This is a genomic window from Streptomyces sp. NPDC054887 (assembly GCF_053610585.1).
The window spans coordinates 53194-72385 of sequence record NZ_JBSGYQ010000028.1 but is presented as its reverse complement, the minus strand read 5'-3'; the positions used below and the strand labels follow the sequence as shown (position 1 = coordinate 72385).

At 71.0% G+C, this 19192-nt stretch carries 12 protein-coding genes and 1 pseudogene; 8 read left to right on the top strand and 5 right to left on the bottom strand.

Annotated features, from left to right (window positions below; genetic code table 11):
• The first annotated feature begins 354 nt into the window (after window positions 1-354).
• The 6 genes and pseudogenes from ACWGH0_RS17860 (at window position 355) to ACWGH0_RS17835 (ending at window position 9631) form a co-directional block, all read left to right on the top strand.
• Entirely contained in the window at window positions 355-1200 is an 846-nt protein-coding gene (locus ACWGH0_RS17860) for an LLM class F420-dependent oxidoreductase (RefSeq protein WP_453405092.1), read from the top strand.
• A 109-nt stretch (window positions 1201-1309) separates the two neighbouring features.
• Complete coding sequence (locus ACWGH0_RS17855) at window positions 1310-1528, top strand: hypothetical protein (RefSeq protein WP_453405091.1); 219 nt, start codon at window positions 1310-1312, stop codon at window positions 1526-1528.
• Between the two features lie 1837 nt (window positions 1529-3365).
• Window positions 3366-5954: pseudogene (locus ACWGH0_RS17850) on the top strand (bifunctional FO biosynthesis protein CofGH); the annotation flags it as partial.
• A gap of 115 nt (window positions 5955-6069) precedes the next feature.
• Window positions 6070-6579, top strand: coding sequence for a hypothetical protein (locus tag ACWGH0_RS17845; RefSeq protein WP_453405090.1), 510 nt, complete (start codon window positions 6070-6072; stop codon window positions 6577-6579).
• Between the two features lie 264 nt (window positions 6580-6843).
• Window positions 6844-8271, top strand: coding sequence for a flotillin family protein (locus ACWGH0_RS17840; RefSeq protein WP_453405089.1), 1428 nt, complete (start codon window positions 6844-6846; stop codon window positions 8269-8271).
• A gap of 244 nt (window positions 8272-8515) precedes the next feature.
• The gene (locus tag ACWGH0_RS17835) at window positions 8516-9631 is read left to right on the top strand and encodes an ADP-ribosylglycohydrolase family protein (RefSeq protein WP_453405088.1); all 1116 of its coding nucleotides are present in this window, start codon (window positions 8516-8518) and stop codon (window positions 9629-9631) included.
• A gap of 215 nt (window positions 9632-9846) precedes the next feature.
• Here the strand turns inward: ACWGH0_RS17835 and ACWGH0_RS17830 are convergent, their stop codons facing one another.
• Both ACWGH0_RS17830 and ACWGH0_RS17825 read right to left on the bottom strand, forming a co-directional pair.
• Window positions 9847-11406 (bottom strand): sodium:solute symporter family protein, encoded by a 1560-nt coding sequence (locus ACWGH0_RS17830; protein ID WP_453405087.1) that lies wholly within the window; start codon window positions 11404-11406, stop codon window positions 9847-9849.
• A 354-nt stretch (window positions 11407-11760) separates the two neighbouring features.
• Window positions 11761-12543, bottom strand: coding sequence for an SDR family oxidoreductase (locus tag ACWGH0_RS17825; protein WP_453405086.1), 783 nt, complete (start codon window positions 12541-12543; stop codon window positions 11761-11763).
• Window positions 12544-12633: 90 nt separating this feature from the next.
• On the opposite strand from ACWGH0_RS17825, the gene ACWGH0_RS17820 reads away from it, so the two are divergent.
• Window positions 12634-13491: a hypothetical protein gene (locus ACWGH0_RS17820; RefSeq protein ID WP_453405085.1), complete on the top strand. Its 858-nt coding sequence runs from the start codon at window positions 12634-12636 to the stop codon at window positions 13489-13491.
• Window positions 13492-13609: 118 nt separating this feature from the next.
• Here the strand turns inward: ACWGH0_RS17820 and ACWGH0_RS17815 are convergent, their stop codons facing one another.
• The 3 genes from ACWGH0_RS17815 to ACWGH0_RS17805 form a co-directional block, all read right to left on the bottom strand.
• Window positions 13610-13819 (bottom strand): DUF397 domain-containing protein, encoded by a 210-nt coding sequence (locus ACWGH0_RS17815; RefSeq protein ID WP_453405084.1) that lies wholly within the window; start codon window positions 13817-13819, stop codon window positions 13610-13612.
• A gap of 186 nt (window positions 13820-14005) precedes the next feature.
• Complete coding sequence (locus tag ACWGH0_RS17810) at window positions 14006-14863, bottom strand: helix-turn-helix domain-containing protein (protein ID WP_453405083.1); 858 nt, start codon at window positions 14861-14863, stop codon at window positions 14006-14008.
• 272 nt (window positions 14864-15135) lie between these two features.
• A complete protein-coding gene (locus ACWGH0_RS17805; RefSeq protein WP_138902902.1) occupies window positions 15136-15879 on the bottom strand; it encodes a GOLPH3/VPS74 family protein in 744 nt (247 codons plus the stop codon).
• Between the two features lie 214 nt (window positions 15880-16093).
• On the opposite strand from ACWGH0_RS17805, the gene ACWGH0_RS17800 reads away from it, so the two are divergent.
• Window positions 16094-19090 carry a serine hydrolase gene (locus ACWGH0_RS17800; protein ID WP_453405082.1) on the top strand — a complete coding sequence of 999 codons (2997 nt, stop codon included), beginning with the start codon at window positions 16094-16096 and terminating at the stop codon, window positions 19088-19090.
• The last annotated feature ends 102 nt before the right edge of the window (window positions 19091-19192 follow it).

The following is a 19192-nucleotide window of genomic DNA, read 5'->3' as shown; positions in this document are numbered from 1 at the left end:
CCCCCCACGACCACCCCACGCCGGCCGATGGCCGGGCTGCGGGGGGTGTTGGGCGGGTCGGCGGTCGGTCTGTTGGCTGGTCTGTTGGCTGGTCCGGTCATGTAGGCATCCCCCCGTCGGTTGGGGCGTACTGGGGTGTGCGGGGACCTGTACTGAGACCCTGTTATTGAGCCGTGAACTCCTGAGTAACGGAAGGGAAGGGCCAGCGGTTCGACAGCCGACTTCTACGGCACGGCACGACGCAGACAGCACGGCATGACGCAGCACGACACGACGTAACACGGCATGACGCAACACGACACGGCACGGCACGACACAGTGCACGACGATGATGAAGAGTCAGGAGTCCTGTACATGCGGATCGCCACCACCATCTTTCTCACCGACGAGACGATCACGCCGGTGCGGCTCGCGCGGGAGCTGGAGCAGCGCGGCTTCGCCGGTCTGTATCTGCCGGAGCACACCCACATCCCGGTGTCGCGCGAGTCGCCGTATCCGGCGGGCGGTGACCTCCCGCAAGAGTACGGTCGTACGCTCGACCCGTTCGTGGCCCTCGGCCAGGCCGCAGCGGTCACCGAACGCCTGGGGCTCGGCACGGGCATCACGCTCGTAGCCCAGCACGACCCGATCGATCTGGCGAAGCAGATCGCGACACTGGACCACCTGTCCGGCGGCCGGTTCACGCTCGGAGTGGGCTACGGCTGGAACAAGGAGGAGGCCGCCGACCACGGCGTGGAGTGGACCACGCGCCGTGAGCGTACGCGGGACCGCATGGCGCTGATGCGGGCGCTGTGGGCGGAGGAACCGACGGCGTACGAGGGGGAGTTCGGCGCGGTGCGGGCGTCGTACGCCCATCCGAAGCCCGTACAGAAACCGCGCGGACCGGTGAGCGGGCCGCGCACGCTGGTGGGCGGGGCGGCAGGCCCGAAGCTGTTCGCGCACATCGCGGAGTACGCGGACGGTTGGCTGCCGATCGGCGGCCGAGGTCTGACGGAGTCGGTGCCGGTGCTGCGTACGGCCTGGGAGGAGGCGGGCCGCGATCCGGAAGCGCTACAGGTGGTTCCGTACGCGGTGAGGCCGAGCGCGGGGAAGGTGGCGCACTACGCGGAGCTGGGAATCAAGGAGCTGGTGCTGCAACTGCCGCCGGCGGGGGAGGCGGAGGTGCTTCGCGTACTGGACGAGTACGCGATGTTTATCTGACCAGTACTGTCCGACACTCTGTGCCGGGCGGCCGGGCCCCGATACCGTGGTCATTCGGCATGGTGGGCGTCCGGCCGTTCGGCCGGCACCTCGGGGGAGAGGAACGCACGTGCAGAAAAGCCCGTTCAGTATCGTCGCGATCGTTTTCGGCGTGGTAGCCCTGTTCTTCTGCCCGCCCTTGTTCGGCGTCCTCGGCCTGGTCTTCGGCGGGATCGCCAAATCGAAGGACGAGCCGCTCGCCGTCACGTCCCTGATCGTCGCGGCAGTCGGCCTGGCCGTCGGCATGCTGCTGGGATTCGTGGTCTTCAGCTCGATGTCGACACCGTAGCCACCGCAGCGAGAGCGACGGCCGGCCCCGGGTATCCCGGCCGGGTGGGGCAGCCGCCGGGTCGGGGGTGGTGGCTGGTCGAACCGTGCTCGCGAGGGGGTCGGTCGGTGTAGGGGGGCGTGAACCAACTGTCGCTTCTGGGGGGTTCGGGCAGGCGAGGGTGAACCACTTCCTGTTTCTGGGGGGTGTGGGGCCGTCCCCGGGCGCTTGAGTGTCGGTGGGCCGGGGTGGTGCGTCAAGGGCGCTCCTGCGTCGCGTCGCCTGCGGCGATTTCGCTGCGCTCCACCCTTGACCCACCACCCCGACCCACCGCGAACGCTTATGGGGGGACGACGCTAGGAAAAACGCCCTGCACGGGAGCGGGATGGGGGCGGGCGTTTGCTTGGTGGCTTGCGGGTGTGTGGTGGGGTGCGCGGGCGGTTCTGGGGCGGCTCGGCCCCTGTCTCGGCGGGTGCGACGACGGCCGCTGGTGCGACACCGACATAGGGATGCACGGGAGCGCCCCGCTCGGTCGGCGGCCGGCCTGGTCGGTCGACCTGCGGGTCTCGGAGTCCGCCCGGCCGATGGGCGGCCGCCCTTGCGATCGGCCTGCGGGCATCAGCGTCCGAGTTGGCCTGGCCAGGCGGTCGATGCACAGGCTGGTTGCTGGTGCGATGGGACGAACTCAACACTTGGTGAGCCGGACCGCCTCATCTGGCTCAGTCGTCACATCCGTATCGGTCCCGGTGGCCATGTGTGCGTATCGACCCACGCGGGTCGCCTCAAGGAAGCGTCCATGACTACGAGCGCACGCTCCGTGCCGCAGGCTGCTCCCGTAACCACCCACCGACCGCGTCGGCAACGGGGTCAGGTCTCATCCGGTCACCAGTCACCGGTCACCAGTCAGCGGTCACGGGTCACCGGTCGCTGGGCCCGGTGACCGGTGACCGGTTGGGGTGGCCGTCAGCTGGCCGTTCTGATTCGCGACATCCGATGTCCCCGTCCCATCCCCACGTCCACCCGCAGGCCGACCCGCAAGCGCCTCGCCCCACTGGCCGGTGTGCCGTGCCGGTCGCCATGGTGGTGTCGAACCAACAACCGTCGCCGCACCCGCCGAGCCAGGGGCCGCACCACCCCAGAAGCTGTCGCGCCCCACCCACACACCTGCCACCCGGCGACGCACGAACAACCACTCACCGAGCCTGACCCGTGGGCTCCCCCCGGGGGCCGCCCCCCTTAAGCATTGCGTCGGAGGTTCGGCGGTCAAGGGTGGAGCGCAGCGGAATCGCCGTAGGCGACGCGACGCAGGAGCGCCCTTTACCGTCGGGCCTCCGACGCCACCCTCCAGAAAGGCGGCCCCCACACCAGAAGCAATCACCGCCCCAGGCCCAACAGAGCCCGCCGCCTCCCCCGGCGCCGAAAGCGTTATCGCCGTGGCCGAGTCCCTCCCGGAGAGCAGCACCTCACCCCCGCCGCACGCCCGCGTACGTCCCAGTCGACCCCGTACATCGGCGGCCTGCCCCCCGGCGCACGCAGCACAACACCCGCACTCCGCACCACGCCCCACGCCTCACGCACTCCGCACTCCCACGAATCTCCGACCAGGGCCACGACGGCGACGGCGAAGTTCGCACCTGCGGGTCTCTGCGCTGCCTGTCAGGTTCCGCGCAAACCGGGCCGTGCCGAGTGCGCTCGTATGCTCGGACGCATGACGACGAGCGCGAGCGCACCGCAAGGAGACGCGAACCTACGCGGGACCGCCCCCGCTGCACCCCCCACGACGCCGACCCCCCACCCCCTCGACGCCACCCCCACCCCAGTCTCAACCCCCGCCCCACCCCCCAGCCGCACCCCTCCCCCCACCCCCACCGGCATCCGCCGTGCCCTGAGGCGGGCGCGGGACGGGGTCGCGCTGGATGTGGGGGAGGCGGCCGTGCTGCTTCAGGTGCGGGGGGACGATCTGCGGGATCTCGCCGCGTCCGCCGCGCGGGTGCGTGACGCGGGGCTGGAGGCCGTGGGGCGAGCCGGCGTCATCACGTACTCGCGCAAGGTGTTCATCCCGCTGACGCGCCTGTGCCGCGACAAGTGCCACTACTGCACCTTCGTCACCGTTCCCGGGAAGCTCCGGCGGGCCGGCCACGGCATGTTCCTGTCCCCCGACGAGGTGCTGGACATCGCGCGGCGGGGCGCCGAGATGGGCTGCAAGGAAGCCCTGTTCACACTCGGCGACCGACCCGAGGACCGCTGGCCCGAGGCCCGGGAGTGGCTGGAGGCCGAGGGGTACGACGACACCCTCGCGTACGTGCGGGCCATGGCCGTGCGGGTACTGGAGGAGACAGGGCTGCTGCCCCACCTCAACCCCGGCGTCATGTCGTGGACGGACCTCCAGCGCCTGAAGCCCGTCGCCCCTTCCATGGGCATGATGCTGGAGACGACGGCCACCCGCCTGTGGTCGGAGCCCGGCGGCCCGCACCACGGTTCGCCCGACAAGGAGCCCGCCGTACGCCTGCGGGTCCTGGAGGACGCCGGCCGCTCCAACGTCCCCTTCACCACCGGCCTTCTCATCGGCATCGGCGAGACGTACGAGGAGCGCGCCCACGCCCTCTTCGAGCTCCGCAAGACGGCCCGCGCCTACCACGGCATCCAGGAAGTGATCATCCAGAACTTCCGCGCGAAGCCGGACACCGCCATGCGCGCCATGCCCGACGCCGAGCTGGAGGAACTGGCCGCCGCCATCGCCGTGGCCCGCCACATCCTGGGACCGAGCGCCCGCATCCAGGCACCGCCCAACCTCGTCGACGAGGAGTACGCACTGATCGTCGGCGCGGGCATCGACGACTGGGGTGGTGTCTCGCCCCTCACGCCCGACCACGTCAACCCCGAGCGCCCCTGGCCGCACATCGACGAACTCGCCGCCAGGACCGCCGCCGCCGGCTTCGAGCTGCGGGAACGCCTGACCATCTATCCGGAGTTCATCCGGCGCGGCGAGCCCTGGCTCGACCCCCGGCTCGTACCGCACGTACAGGCGCTCGCCGACCCGGAGACCGGGCTGGCGCGCGAAGGAGTACGGCCGGTTGGCATCCCCTGGCAGGAACCCGATGCGGGGTTCAACGCGGGGGCGACAGGGAACGGCTCCGGTCGCACCGACCTCCACCGCACCATCGACACCACCGGTCGCACCACCGACCGCCGTGACGACTTCGACGAGGTGTACGGCGACTGGGACGCCCTGCGCGAGGCCGCCGCCCCGGGCATGGTGCCCCAGCGCATCGACACGGACGTACGGCAGGCCCTGAGCCGGGCGGCCGACGATCCGACGCGGCTCACCGACGGCGAGGCACTCGCCCTCCTCCACGCGGACGGTCCGGCCCTGGACGCGCTCACCCGTATCGCGGACGAGCTGCGCCGCGATGTGGTCGGCGACGACGTGACGTACATCGTCACGCGCAACATCAACTTCACCAACGTCTGTTACACCGGCTGCCGCTTCTGCGCCTTCGCCCAGCGCCGTACCGACGCCGACGCCTACACCCTCTCCCTCTCGCAGGTCGCCGACCGGGCCGAGCAGGCGTGGGGCGTCGGGGCGGTCGAGGTGTGCATGCAGGGCGGCATCCATCCCGACCTGCCCGGCACGGCGTACTTCGACATCGCACGGGCGGTGAAGGAACGCGTCCCCGGCATGCACGTCCACGCGTTCTCGCCCATGGAGATCGTCAACGGGGCCACGCGCACGGGTCTGTCGGTGCGCGAGTGGCTGGAGGCGGCCAAGGAAGCCGGGCTCGACTCGATCCCCGGCACCGCCGCGGAGATCCTCGACGACGAGGTGCGCTGGATCCTCACCAAGGGCAAACTGCCGACCGCCACCTGGATCGAGGTGGTGCGGACCGCGCACGAGCTGGGCATCCGGTCCTCGTCGACGATGATGTACGGGCACGTCGACCAGCCCCGCCACTGGCTCGGCCACCTGCGCACCCTGGCCCGTATGCAGCAGGACGCTCGGGAAGCCGGGCGGGAGGGCTTCACGGAGTTCGTCACCCTTCCCTTCATCCACACCAACGCCCCCGTCTACCTCGCCGGCATCGCCCGCCCCGGCCCGACGGACCGCGACAACCGCGCCGTGACCGCCATGGCGCGCCTGCTCCTCCACCCGCACATCACCAACATCCAGACGAGCTGGGTGAAGTTGGGCGCGGAAGGTGCGGCGGAGATGCTGCGCTCCGGCGCGAACGACCTCGGCGGAACGCTGATGGAGGAGACGATCTCCCGTATGGCGGGATCGAGTTACGGCTCGTACCGCTCCGTCCAGGACCTGGTGGCGATCGCGGAAGCGGCCGGCCGGCCGTCGAAGCCGCGCACGACGCTCTACGGCGAGGTCCCCCTGGAGCGCCAACAGGCCGCCACCGCCTCGGACGGCCACCTCCCGGAACTGCTCCCGGTACTGGAGTGAGGCGGCATTAAGAGAGCGTAAGGATTGCCAGGGTCCGGCAATGTCTTCTGTCAGTCCTGCATGAGACGATCGCATCAGTTCGAGAGATCGGCGCATACGGGGGAGGGCGAGCGGGATGACTGTGTTTCTCGGTCTCGGCATTGCGGGGATCGTGTTGCTGGCCCTCTCGTTGATCTTCGACGGGATTCTGGAAGGGCTTTTCGGGGGAGTCCTCGACGGCCTTTTCGACGGGCTGCTTTCACTGCCCGTCATTGCCGGGTTCATGTCGATGTTCGGGTTCGGTGGTGCCATCATGCTCGGCACCTCGGGACTCGGAGCCGGTGCCGCGACGGGAGTCGGGGTGGCGGCGGGGGTCGCGGCGGGCTGGTTCGCGTGGCGGTTCAGCCGTGCGCTGATGCGTGACCAGACGGACGCGACCCCGCGCGGCACGGACCTCGTCGGCACCGCCGGATCCGTCGTCACGGCCATACCCGCCGACGGTTACGGCGAGGTGCTGCTGCGGCTCGGCGGCCAGCCGGTCAAGCTCGCCGCCAAGAGCGCGGTGCCCGTGGCGCGGGGGGCGGAGATCTGGGTGGAAGCGTCCCTGTCGAGCACCTCGGTCGCGGTGCGTCCCGTCGAACGCTGAGGCGCGGTAGACACTTCGTCGACCTGACGATTCCGCTCGTCCGTTCCGTTCCGTTCCGTCACGTCGGAACGGAACGGTGATGTCCTGCCGCCGGCTCCGGCCCGTCGGAGGTCCGTGCCGGCCAAGCGGCCGGTCCTGCGCCGTTCGTAGCCAGTCGTACGCCGGTGCGGTACCGGTCCAGTGCCGGTCACGTGGTTTTTAGCTCGTCAAAGTCGTATTACTACAACTGCTGCCGTCCCCTGGGAAGGCAGGGGGGAACGCATCATGAGTCCAGTCATCATCGCCGTCGTGGGAGTCGTCGTACTCCTCGTCCTGTTGGCGCTCGTCGTCATCACGCGTTACAAGGTCGCCGGCCCCAGCGAGGCGTTCATCATCACCGGCCGCCGAGGGAAGACCTCCGTCGACCCGGTGACCGGCCAGACCTCCACCGACAACAGCGGCCAGAAGGTCGTCGTCGGCGGTGGCGTCTTCGTCGTGCCGTTCGTACAGCAGAAGTTCACTCTCGACCTCTCCAGCCGGCACATCCCGATCTCCGTCCGGGGCGCGGTCACCCTGCGTGGCGTGAAGGCCAACCTCGAAGGCGTGGCGATCGTCAAGGTCGGCGGCAGCGAGGACGCGATCAGGGCGGCCGCCCAGCGTTTCCTCCAGCAGCAGGACGGCATCGTCGGCTTCACGCAGGAGGTGCTGTCCGGTGCGCTGCGCGCCATCGTCGGCCGCATGTCGGTCGAGGACATCATCCGCGACCGCGCCGCGTTCGCCGGTCAGGTCGCCGAGGAGGCCGAGGCGAGCCTGTCGGGCCAGGGCCTGATCCTCGACGCCTTCCAGATCCAGGACATCACCACCGAGGGCTCGTACCTGGAGGACCTCGGCCGTCCCGAGGCCGCCCGCGCCCGCCAGGAGGCGGACATCGCGGAGGCGATCGCCAAGCGCGCCTCCGAGCAGGCACGGCTGAAGGCGGCCGAGGAGATCGCCATCGCCGAGCGGACCTTCTACCTCAAGCAGGCCGAGATCCGCGTCGAAACGGAAGCCGCGGCGGCCAAGGCCAATGCCGCCGGCCCGCTCGCCGACGCCGCGCGCCAGCAGGAAGTGCTCGCCGAGCAGGAGAAGGTGGCCGAGCGCCAGGCCGCGCTGACCGACCGCGAGCTCGACACGAAGGTCCGCAAGCCCGCCGACGCCGCCCGCTACCAGGCCGAGCAGGAGGCCGAGGCCCGTCGCGTGGCGCAGGTCAAGGAGGCCGAGGCGGACGCCGAGCGTGCCCGTCTCACCGGTGAGGGCGAGAAGCTGCACCGCGCGGCGCTCGCCGAGGCCGTACGGATCGAGGGCGAGTCGGAGGCGGCCGCCATCGCCGCGAAGGGCTCGGCCGAGGCCGAGGCCATGCGAAAGAAGGCCGACGCGTTCGCCCAGTACGGCGACGCGGCCGTCCTCCAGATGCTCGTCGAGGTGCTGCCGCAGGTCGTGGCCAAGGCGGCCGAGCCGATGAGCGCCATCGACAAGCTCACCGTGATCTCCACGGACGGCGCGAGCCAGCTCTCCCGTACGGTCACGGACAACGTCGCCCAGGGCATGGCGATGCTCAGCTCCACCACCGGGGTCGACCTCGCCGAGCTGCTCAAGGGCATCACCCAGCGCGGCGGCAAGCCGGCCCAGGAGCCGGCGGCCGACGCCAACGGCAAGATCAAGATCACGGACTGAGCCGCACCGGCCCGGCACCGGCGGGTCCGCCCCGTCGCGACAGCGACGACGGGGCGGGCCCGCCGGTGTGTGACGGCGGTGGTCGGGCGGGCCCGCCGGTGTGCGAAGTCGGGTCCGATCCGGGGAACGCGACGGCGCGCGGCCTGCACTTCCTTTCGCACACCCGTCCCCTGAACACCCCGTTCCCCTTCGATTACAGTGCTGCGCCAGACGTCGTATCCCGCACACGCGAAGGGCAGAAGCGGTGAGCGCACCAGTCACATCCGTATGGGGCCGTGCCGAGCAGCAGGACTTCCGCAGCCGGGTGCGCGGCTGCCTGCTCGGCGGCGCGGTCGGTGACGCGCTGGGCGCCGGAGTGGCCGCCCTGAGCCTGGACGAGATACTCGCCGCCCACGGCGTGGACGCCGTCACCGATCTCGTCCCGGCGTACGGCAGACGCGGCGCCGTCACCGCCGGTACACAGCTGACCCTGTTCACCGTCGACGGCCTCATACGGGCCCAGGTACGTCGTGACACCGGCGCCTGGCACCCGCCCACCGACGTGCACCGAGCCCACCTGCGCTGGGCCGTCACCCAACGCGACTGGGGACCCGACGAGCGCCGCAAGGACGACGGCTGGCTCGCCCGCGAGGAGTGGCTGTACGCGCGCCGCGCGCCCTCCCGTGAATGCCTGACCGGGTTCGCCGACGAGAACATGGGCACACTCGACCGGCCCAGGAACCCCACCGCCCGCGACTCCGGCGCCGTCACCCGCTCCGCGCCCTTCGGGCTCCTGGTCGGCTGGGAGCCGCAGCTCGTCTTCCAGCTCGCCGTCGAATGCGCCGCCCAGACCCACGGGCACCCCACCGCGTACCTTTCGGCCGGGGCGTTCGCCGTGATCGTGCACGGCCTGGCGCGCGGCGAGACGGTCGACGCGTCCGTCCAACGCGCGCTCGCCCAGCTCGCCGCCCGTCCCGGTCACCAGCCCGTGACCGACGCCCTCAAGCTCGCGCTGGGCGCCGTACGCCAGGGGATGCCGTCGCCGGCCCGCGTCGAGTCGCTCGGTGACGGGCGTACCGCCGAGGACGTGCTGGCCGTCGCCGTGTACTGCGCCCTCGTCGGCGAGGACATCCGTCACGGCCTGCGCCTCGCGGTCAACCACGGCGGGGCGTCCGAGGCCACCGGGGCGCTCTGCGGCAGTCTGCTCGGCGCCCTGCACGGCGAGACCGCGCTGCCGCCGGGCTGGGTCGCGGAGCTCGAAGGACGCGCGACACTCCTCGAGCTCGCCGACGACTTCGCGATGGAGATGACGCAGGGCCCCGCCCTCCACGGCCCCGCGATCAACGCCCCCGGCTGGCTCGCCCGCTACCCGAGAGCCTGACGGTACGACCGGTCGAGACGACGTTACGGCGGGTCGGCCCGTAGGTGGGACGACCGGCCGAGTGCCGGGCGGGACGACCGGTCGTGAGCCCGACGGCGACGACCGGCCGAGACCCCGGCGGTTCGTGAAGCCGCACGCCCCCAGCGGTCAACCCCCTCCCTCGCGCCCCGCCCGGCCGGCACCCTTTACCCGACTCCCCGCGCCGCCGCGCCCCCTCAGTCCCCCGCCCGTTCCCGCACAGTCGTGTCGCCCGCGGCGGCCGGGGCTCCGATGGCCGCGCCGGACGACGAGTCGTCGTCGCCGTCCGTGTTGATGCGCGCCAGGACCGCGTCGCGCTCCGGAGTGTCCTCCGGCTTGATGTGACCGATCACGACGAACAGCACCAGCGAGACGGCCAGCGGCACCGACACCTGGTACTGCGTCGCCACGCCGTCCATTCCGTAGTTCACCACCCAGAACGCGAACAGCCCGCACGCCCACGAGACCAGCGCGGCCGTCGGTCCGGACTTACGGAACCGGGGCAGCAGCCCGAGCATGAACGGGATCGCGATCGGGCCCATCAGACCGGCCACCCACTTGATGACGATCGTGATGATGTCCTTGAACGCCGGCGAGTTGACCTGCGTCGCGATCGCCATCGACAGCGCCAGGAACGCCACGGTCGACAGCCGCGCCGCCACCAGCCCCGCCCGCTGCGACCAGCCGCGCGCCTTCGCCGAGAGCGCGGGCGCGATGTCACGGGTGAAGACGGCGGCGATGGCGTTGGCGTCCGAGGAGCACATGGCCATGGTGTGCGAGAAGAAGCCCACGATGACCAACCCCAGCAGCCCGTGGGGCAGCAGCTGTTCGGTCATGAGGGCGTACGAGTCCGACGCGTCCGGCTTCTGCGCGTCGACCAGCAGCGGCGCGCACCACATCGGGAAGAAGAGGACCAGCGGCCACACCAGCCACAGGGCCGCCGACAGCCGCGCCGAACGCGTGGCCTCCCGGGCGCTCGCCGTGGCCATGTAGCGCTGGGCCTGGTTCCACATGCCGCCGGAGTACTCGAAGGTCTTGATGAAGAGGTAGGCCAGCAGGAACATCATGGTGAAGTCGCCGGTCAGCGGGTCGTTGTGGGTCTCGGGGAGCTTGTCCCAGACCGTCCACAGCGAGCTGAACCCGCCGAGTTCCGCCATCACCGCGAACAGCATCGCCAGTCCGGCGAAGAGCTGGATGACGAACTGCCCGAGTTCGGTCAGCGCGTCCGCCCACAGACCGCCGACCGTGCAGTAGATGCCGGTGATGACGCCGGTGATGAGGATGCCCTGGTTCAGCGAGATGCCGGTGAACACGGTGAGCAGCGTGGCGATGGCCGCCCACTTCGCCGCCACGTCCACGATCTTCAGCAGGACGCCGGACCACGCGAGGGCCTGCTGCGTGGGCAGGTTGTAGCGGTTCTTGAGGTACTCCAGCGGCGAGGCGACATGCAGCCGGGACCGGAGCCGGTTCAGCCGCGGGGCGAACAGGCTCGATCCGATGGCGATGCCGATCGCGATGGGGAAGGACCACGTCACGAAGGACGTGACGCCGTACTTGTACGCGATGCCCGCGTACCCGGTGAACATGACGGCGCTGTAGCCGGACATGTGGTGGGAGATGCCGGAGAGCCACCACGGCATCTTTCCGCCGGCCGTGAAGAAGTCGCTGACGTTGTCCACGCGCTTGTGGGACCAGACGCCGATCGCGACCATGATTCCGAAGTAGCCGATGAGCACGGCCCAGTCCAGACTGTTCATGCCCCCTCCAGGGGTCCGCCTTGTGCTGCGTTCATCTGAATGAACCCGATCGCGCTTCGTCAGTACGTCCGGTTGGCGGCGCCCCCGTGCGGGAGCGGGGACTTCGGGGATTGAACCGTCTGTGCGGTGGGCCGGTCAAGGGCCATATCGGTCATGGATATGAACGTAAGTCATGACGCGGAACGTCTTTGCCTTTTCTTGACCCACCGAGTCGTTGTCGTGAACGTGACGACAGCCACACCATGAGCGGGCGCTTCGTCAGGCGCCGTACATGCCGTACACACAGAGACGACCGCTCGGGATGCGGGTCCCGTGCGGTCGTGAGAAGGAGGGGTGGATCGCGTACGCAGGTGACTACCGCATCAGCTCGCCCGCGTTGACCAGCAGCGACTGGCCGGTGATCGCGCGGGCCCGGTCGGAGGCGAGGAACGCCACGGCCTCCGCCACATCGCCGTCGGTCGCCAGCTCGGGCAGCGCCATGCGTTCGGTCAGCCGCCCCAGCACCTCGGGCTCCGGTACGCCCTCGGAGTGCGCGGTGAGCCGTACGTAGGACTGGACCGGCGGACCCCACATCCACCCGGGCAGCACGGTGTTGACCCTGATCCGGTGCGGCCCGAACTCGCGCGCCATCGAGTACATCGCCGAGGTGAGCGCGCCCTTGGAGGCCGCGTACGCCGCCTGCGCCACCTGGGAGGGCGCGGCGATCGCCGACTGTGTGCCGATGATCACCACCGAGCCGCCCCGCTTCCTCAGCGCCGGCAGGCAGGCCCGCGTCATCCGCAGGGTGCCGAGCAGGTTCACGTCGAGCACGCTCTGCCAGGTGGTGAAGTCGGCGTCCTCCACGCCGCCGAAGCAGCTGTCCCAGGCGGCGACATGGACGACGGCGTCGATCCGCCCGAACCGCTCGACGGCGAGACGGGCCAGGTCCTCGCACTGGTCCTCGTGCGTGATGTCCGTGGCCAGCAGGGCAGTGCACCGGCCCGCCGGGTCGATCTCGGACGCGCTCCTAACGAGGTTCGCCTCCGTACGGGCGCCGAGCACGGCGTTGCCGCCGTCCCGTACGACGGCAGCGGCGACCCGGTGTCCGAGCCCGGCGCCCACGCCCGACACGACGACGGTCTTCCCCTGAAGCAGCATCCGGTCGCCTTCCGGTCCCAGGTCTGGTCATTTGCCTGACGGAGCGTCAGAGTAAGTCGGACCGACGGCGGAGGGAAGGGATCGGCGGCCATGGGCGAGGACACGCGCAGCGAGGCGTACGCGGAACTGGCGGCCGTGGGGCCTTACGGGGTGCGTCCGGGCCATGCCCTGATCACCATGGTCGAGCCGCATCCGGGGCACGAGTACGCGTACAACCGCTGGTACGAGGACGACCACTACATCGCCGGCGCGATGGCGATGCCCTGGATGTACGCCGGGCGCCGCTGGGTCGCCACCCGCGACCTCCAGCTCCTGCGCCACCCGGAGAAGTCCGCCGTCGCCCGGCCGGTCACCGCCGGGTGCTACCTCTCGACGTACTGGATCACGCAGGGCCGCTACGACGAGCACATGAAGTGGACCGTCGGGATCAACAAGCGCCTCAACCGCGACGGGCGCGTCCATCAGGCCCGTACGCACGTCTTCACGGCCTTCCAGGACCACGAGGCGACGGTCTATCGCGACGGGGACGCCGGCCCGCGCGACTTCCACGCGCTCGACCACCCGTACCGGGGCCTGGTGCTGGAGGTCGTCGACGCCGAGGGGCCCGGGCAACGGGCGGAACTGCTGGAGTGGCTGCGGGCGACCCACCTGCCGCAGCGGCTCGCCGGCGGGGCGGCGGGCCCGGCCTCACCGGCCGCCATGGTCACGGTCTTCCGTCCGACGCCGCTGCCGGGCGACCGCATGAGCTACGTGAAGCAGGTCGAGGGCGTCGACACCCGACTGACACTGCTCTGGTTCCTGGAGGCCGACCCGCGCGAGGCGTGGGAGGAGCGCTTCGGCGGACTCGGCGACGAGGTGGCGGCGTCCGGGCTGGGACGAGTGGAACTGGTGGCGCCGTTCGTCCCGACGGTCCCGGGGACGGACCGGTACGTCGACGAACTGCGCTGAGGACCGCATCGGCGGGGCGCGAACGCCAGAGCCCCCTCGGCCAGGACGGCGGACCGGTCGAGAGGGCTCCCTGCGGTGGCGCACCGCGTCGAACGTGCGCTCGTGCCCGGCGTGACAGTCAGCCGAGGTCGAACGTCCCCCGGCCGACCCCGCCCACGAACGCGCTCCAGGAGCCGGGGGCGAACGTGATCGAAGGGCCCTCGGGCGCCTTCGAGTCCCGCACCGCGACAGCGTGCGTGACCGGGGACTTGACCTCTACACATGCGCCGTTACCCCCGGAGTACGAGGACTTCGTCCAGGTGTCCGTAGCGCCCTGATGGATTGCCATGTTCACTCCGAAATTGCTGGTCGGGAGAGTAGACGCCAACGTTCTCGCTGGCGTGGGCGACGCTACTCGCGAACTGATCCGCGTGAAGCGGCCGTTCACCCGACCGGATGGCATATCCCATGAACGGCTTCCGCTGGGGCATAACCAAGGTGTACCGTTCCGGTTCTTGCGGCGGAGGTACTGGTTTCAGCGGGCGTATTCCTTCGCGATATTGGCGATGAAATGACGCGATGCCTCGACGTTCAGCGCTTGGGCGCGCAGGTGCTCGTACATCACGCTGTACTTCTGCACGTCGTTCGCCTTCTCCAGATAGAGGTCGCTCGTGACGCCCTCGATGTAGACCACGCTGGAGTCGGCCGCGTCCGGGAACTCCAGGATCGCGTAGTGGCCGCTGATGCCGGGGTGCGCACCCATGTCGAACGGAAGTATCTGGACCGTCACATGGGGCAGCTGCGACTGCTCCACCAGGTGCTCCAGCTGCTCCCGCATGAGCTGCCGGTCGCCGACCACGCGGCGCAGCGCCGCCTCGTCGATGACGGCCCACAGGCGCAGCGGCTGGTCGGCCGTGAGGATGCGTTCCTGCCGGCGCAGTCTGACGTTGACCCGTTTCTCCACGTCGCCCGCGGCCGTCTCCGGCAGCGCCCCGGTGATGAGCGCCTCGGCGTACCGGGGGGTCTGGAGGAGCCCCGGAACGATCTGCGGGTCGTACACGCGCAGGGAGGCGGCGTCCGTCTCCAGGCCGATGTAGACGCTGTACGGGATGTCGCCGAAGGCGTGCCACCAGCCCTGCTGGCGGGAGTCCTTCGCCATCTGCATCAGCGAGTCGACGATGCGGTGGTCGTCGACGTCGTACACGCCGCACAGGTCGCGTACGTCGCGCTGGCTGATGGAGCGGCGGCCGTTCTCCAGGCGGCTGATCTTCGACTGGGAGACCAGGAGGCGCTCCGCCACCTCCTCGGCCGTCATGCCCTTGAGCTCGCGCAGCCGGCGGAGCTCCTGGCCCAATCGGCGTCGCCTGACGGTGGGGTTGACGTTCGACGCCACGGGAACTGCACCTCCGGCTGAGTGCGTTGTGCGTATGTGCTGCTAGCACGCTCTACTTCTCAGCAGACTGCCACCAATGGTCATGTCCGCGCTGGGAAATGCCCACACAGGGTGCCGACACGAGCGCGCGGGGTGGCGGTCCGGTCCGGTCCAGGCTGGCCTGGCCGGCCGTCCACCACCCCGCGCGTCGCGGTGCGGCTCCCGAACCGGGTCGTGGGGACATCGGTGCGGCGGCGGTCGTACGGGTGCTGCTCTCGGTGCTGCGGCCCGGCTCAGTGCGCCGCGAGGCGCGCCATGCCGTCCCGGCGGGACTGCGTTTGCTGCGGTTGCGACTGCATCGGCACGGCCGACTGCGGTCGGCCGCCTCCTGCGGGCGCGCGGCGCGGCTGTGCGGCCACACCGTTCTGGACGTCCATCACGGCGTGCGCCACGAGGCCGCCCATCGGGTCGTGCCTGATGAGGTCCCTTAGGCGGGAGCGTGATGAGCGCCCCTCGTTGCCGGGGTACAGGTGCTTGCCGAGCCCCACTGCGTGAGCGAGCGCGGCGAGCGCCGCGGTCCGCGGGTCCGGCGGTACGCCGGTGCGGATCGCACTGTCGAGCCGGGACCTGATCTCCCGGCAGATCACCGATTCCGTCGCCTGGTAGCGAGTCGTCGGCAGCACCCCGCACATCTGGCCCGCCACGGCATGCACCATGCCGCACCGCTCCAGATGCGAGAGATACGTCTGGCGGAGCCCCAGCCGGGGCCCGCCGATCCAGTGGACCGCCCGTACCGGGCTGCCGCGCCTGCGCAGCAGTTCCAGTGCGGAGTCCAAAGTCGGATCTCCTGTCGGCCGTGCCATCACCACGGCGATACGATCCCCGTCTGGGGCTATCCGTCCTGCCAGAGCCAGCTCTACTAGCTGTGCCCCGGCCAGGCCGAGGTCGAGCGACTGCGGCTGCGCTGTGGTACCCGTTGTCGGGTCCAGAGCGAGCAGCAGAAGCTCCTCCGGAAGTGTTCTGCGGCTCCTGCCCATCCATGCCTCCCCGCGTGGATGAATGACAGGGTGACCCCTCTCACATTCATCTGTCGAGAGCGCCTGGGTGCTTCGTGCGGGAACCGGCAGGTATGTCGTTCTCGTCTAGCGAGGAGGCCAGGGTCTCAGACAGGACACTGGTACACGGTTCGGACATCGGACATCGGACCGCTGACAGCGGGCGTATGCGCGGGCGCGTATGAAGGAGGCATCGGTGGCGGGCGAGTCCCCCGACAAGTCGGAGCAGCGGAAGTCGTCGGGGGAGACGGCCCCGGGCGAACGCGATCCGCGGCTGGCCGTTTTCCGCGAGGCGGCCGGCCGGGCCGAACCGGAACCCGGCGGCGGCCGCGTCGATCAGCCGACGGCGGTCTTCAAACTGCCGCGCGAGGAGTCCGAGCCGGAATCCGGTGGCGCGCAGGGCGCGGAGCCTTCCCCGGCCGCTGAGGCCGACCGGGCGACGGCGGCGCCGCGCGACCGGGCGACGGCTGTCTTCAGGCTGCCGCGCGAGGAGCTCCCGTCGGTCCCGGAGGCGCGGGAGACCGCGGGGGGCGAGCCTTCGGACGCCCCGGACGCCCCGGACGCCCCGGAGGCCCCGGAGGCCCCGGACGCCCCGGAGGCCCCGGAGACCCCCGACGACGAATCCACCGAGGCGCCCGAGGGGGACGCGCGCCTGCGCAAGGCGGTGGCGGCGTGGGTGGCCACTGCGGACGCGCCGGAGGCTCCGGAGACCGCCGGTGACGCCGAGGGCCCCGAGGGGGCGTCTGAGGCTGCTGGCGAGCGTTCTGGGGACCGCCCTGGCGGCGCGCGGGCGGCCGTGCGGGAGGACCGGGCCGACGCGCCCGTCTCGCGGGCGACTCCCGGTGACGCGCCGACGGTCACGACGGACACCGCGCCGGAGCCGACGGCTGAGGCCGCCGCTGCGGGTGCGGGTGTGCGGCCTTCCACGGCTGATGGCGCCGCCGACAACGCTGCCGCGTCCGACGGCGACGAGCCGTCGGTGGACGAGGTCCGCGCGCCGGGCTGGAGTGAGCATGCGGTGGATCTGTCCGGTACGGGTGTGAAGTCCGGTGGTCCGTCGGCGAACGACGACGACGCGGCCGCCGAGCCGGAGACCGACGCCGACGCGTCGGCCACGGGCACGGAGGAGGGCCGCCGTAAGGCCGCAGGGTCTCTGTCCGGTACGGGCGTGAAGTCCGGCGGTGCGTCGACGAGCAACGACGACGTGGCCGCCGAGCCGGAGACCGGCACCGACGCCGACGCGTCGGCCAAGGGCCCGGGCGCGGGCCGTGCGGCCGCCGACAAGGTCGCCGCGTCCGGTGCGGACGAGGGTGCCGACGGGACCGCCGACGCGTCGGACGCGGGGCGGGGCGACGACCGTACGGCCGCCGAAGCGGCTGACGCTTCCGGTGCCGGCAAGGGCGTCGGCGGTGCCGCTGCTCCGGCAGCCCGCGGTGCCGCGTCCGGTGCGGATGCGAACGTGGGCGAGCCGCGCGCGGACGTGGAGGACCGTTCCGGCAAGGACGAGAGCGAGGGCGGCGCCGAGGGCGAAAGCGCCCCCGGTCCCGGCGCCGGTGACGCGAAGGGCGGCGGGGATCGGCCGTCCGGTGGTGCGGAACCGCGTGACGGCGCCGCACGCGGCGGGGTCGACCAGGCCACCGCCGTGTTCAAGGCCGTACGTCCGCGCCAGGCCGTTGACCAGCCGACCACCGCCCTCAAGGCGGTCGGCGAGCCCAAGCCCAAGCCCAAGCCCGAGTCCGCCGCCGAGCGCACCAGCCAGTTCGTGCCGCTGAAGCGGGACGAGATCAGGTCCCCCGCGGGGCGCCCGCGCAGCACTCCCGCCGCACCGGCCGCCGCCGCGCCTGCCGAGGCGAAGGCCCCTGCGCCCGTGCCGGAGGCGGAGCGCACGCGGCAGCAGCCGCTGCCGCCCAAGCCGCCGCTCGACCTGCTGGCCGAGCTGACGAACACCCCGCCGCCGCCGGAGACCCCGGTCAGGACCGCCGTGCGGCGGGTCAAGATCTGGGCTCCGCTGGTCCTGCTTGTGGTGATCGTCTTTGCGGTCGTGCAGTATCTGCGGCCGCTTCCGCCGCCGACGCTCGCGCTCACGGCGAAGCCGACGTACACCTTCGACGGCGACGCGCTCAGCATGCCGTGGCCCGAGGACGGTCAGTCGGCCGTCGAGGTGCCGGGCGTGGGGACCATCGGTACGCACGGGGAGCAGAAGCCCGCGCCGATCGCCAGCGTCGCCAAGGTCATGACCGCCTACGTGATCCTCAAGGAGCACCCGCTCAAGGGCGCCGAGACCGGCCCGAAGATCGAGGTCGACGCGCAGGCGGAGAAGGAGTCCAAGCTCACGGACGAGTCGACCGCGCGGATCACCGAGGGGCAGCGGTTCACCGAGCGGCAGATGCTCCAGCTCCTGATGGTGCCCTCGGGCAACAACGCGGCGCGGCTGCTGGCCCGCTGGGACTCCGAGTCCGAGGAGGAGTTCACGAAGAAGATGAACGACGCCGCCAAGGACCTCGGCATGACGAACACGACGTACACGGACCCCAGTGGCCTGGAGGCCACCACGGTCAGCACGGCGACCGACCAGCTCAAGCTGGCCAAGGCCGTCATGACGAACGACGTGTTCCGCGAGATCGTGAACCTGCCCGAGGTCGAGGTTCCCGGCATCGAGGGCAAGATCTACAACAACAACAACATCCTGCTCGAGCCGGGGGTCAGCGGTATCAAGACCGGCTCCTCGACCCCCGCAGGCGGCAACCTGCTGTGGTCGGCGAACACCGTCATCGACGGCAAGGAGCGCCGGATCGTCGGTGCGGTGATGGGCCAGGAGGACGCCACCACGCTGGACGGCAAGTTGCAGCAGGCCATCAGCCGGAGCCTCAAGCTGATCCAGGCCGCCCAGCGGGACGTCACGTCCGCGACCGTGGTGAAGAAGGGCGATGTCGTCGGTTACGTCGACGACGGCCTCGGCGGGCGGACGCCGGTCGTGGCGACGAAGGACCTGAAGGCCGTCGGCTGGCCCGGCCTGAAGGTGGAACTGGCCATCTCCGACGCCGGCAAGCCGCTGCCGCACGCCGCGAAGGCGGGCGACGAGGTCGGTCAGGTGACGGTCGGTTCGGGCCCCGGCCAGGTCAAGGCGCCGGTGGCGCTGGAGAAGGACCTGGTCGAGCCGGGCCTGGGCGACAAGATGAGCCGCCTGGGCTGAGCCCGCGCCGATGAGGGGATGCTGCCGCCGGGCACGGGAACCGGCGGCAGCGCGCGGACACCGCGTGTGGGCGTCCGGGCAACTACGGGACGCGGGGACGGC